Here is a 1,478-nt window from a genome sequence, read left to right as displayed (position 1 = left end):
TGATCTGTATAATGTGCCAAAGAAACCCTTAAAGCGGCTTGAAACCAGCTAAATAATAATAAATCTTGAGACTTACTTATTTTTTGTATACTTTTACTAAATTCTACATTCACTATGACTTGAACGTATTCACAAGGTGTTTCTTTATTTAGTTGGTAATCGCTATTAAATTTAAATACAGAAAAATCGAGAATCTCGGAAGATAATTGCTCCTTCCAAAACGCTTCTACTTCTTTATTTTCATGAATCGAACTTCGATCTTTAATGTGCATTTTTATCTTTATCCCCCTAATATTCATTTCTTCTACTCGTTAATTTTTAAGCCAACTTCAAGCCCATGGAGAAACACTTGATGATTATCCAAACATAAAAATTGCTGAATATCTTCAAATTTCATATGACCAACTGAACAAACCCCTAAATTTAATGTCTCAGCAACCATATTTAAGGTAGCAGTGATAATGCCTGACTCAATACAAGCAAATAAATATCCATCTGAACCGTATTTCGGGATGGAAGCGTTCGCATTATAAACCAAATAAACTGAGAAGGCAGATTGAGTAAATAAATCCTGATTAATTAACTCATGATCACTTTTGATTACTTGATCAATGCTATTTACAATCACAAGACTATTTTTTGATGGGTTATAATAATAAAATCCAGCTTTCATATCCTCTATACGTTTTGGTTTTACATAAACAAAGATATCAATGGGATAGAGCCCGCCTGCACTTGCGTAATGATAGTATATTTTTTCTTCCCTAACCTGTTTTAGAGTTGATAAGAATCGGGAAAATTCCGAAAAACTAATATGTTTTTCCATATCAAATTGACGACAAGACCTACGTTCCTTGATTATAGTAGGTAGCTCATTTGTTGTTTCAAGTTGAATTTCGGTCGACCGTGCAGCAACGTGCGTGCGATTTAATTGTTCACTCATATACTTATCTAACTTTTCTTTAGAAAAGCGAATCTGGTTGCTATATGGATTTGAAAAAATCTTTTCTTGTGAAGAAAATACTTCTCTTGGGTGTAATATGTTACTTACTAACACACGATTTTTTATCATGAGCTCTATGTTTTTGTGTGTCTCTTCTACATTTCCTAATGAAAAGCGCTCTACTAGTTCACTGATTTTCACACCTTTTTGAGCCATAAAATAAAAATCAGGAAACCACTCAGACAGAATACCTGTAAATCTCATTTCCCCGATCAAAACTTCATTATGCAACTTCTCCCAATGCTTAATCGGAGACCAGTAATAAATTTTCTCGCTCATATAACCCTCCATAAACGTTTAACTTATTTTTGAAATGCAATTTTCTAATTTACAAAAATTTTTTCGGATTCTGCTCCTTGTCTCATAGTGATTATAAATACATGCACTTTAACGAAACTTGAAAATAATGAAATAATTTTTTCTTCATTAAAATTTTTTATTTCATCATAAAAAATGATTTCTTTTTGGATATTTC

Annotated in this window: 1 protein-coding gene and 1 pseudogene; both read right to left on the bottom strand. The window is 31.6% G+C overall.

All coding sequences use genetic code 11. The annotated features are described in order from the left end of the window. A pseudogene (locus ABWK52_RS29090) lies at window positions 1-272 on the bottom strand (condensation domain-containing protein); the annotation flags it as partial. 32 nt (window positions 273-304) lie between these two features. Continuing rightward, entirely contained in the window at window positions 305-1,282 is a 978-nt protein-coding gene (locus ABWK52_RS29085; protein ID WP_141537392.1) for a SagB/ThcOx family dehydrogenase, read from the bottom strand. Window positions 1,283-1,478: the final 196 nt, after the last annotated feature.

The organism is Bacillus sp. AP50, assembly GCF_040492675.1.
In the GTDB taxonomy this organism is placed as follows: Bacteria; Bacillota; Bacilli; order Bacillales; family Bacillaceae_G; genus Bacillus_A; species Bacillus_A cereus.
The sequence above is the reverse complement of the archived record's forward strand: the minus strand, read 5'-3'. Positions and strand labels throughout refer to the sequence as shown.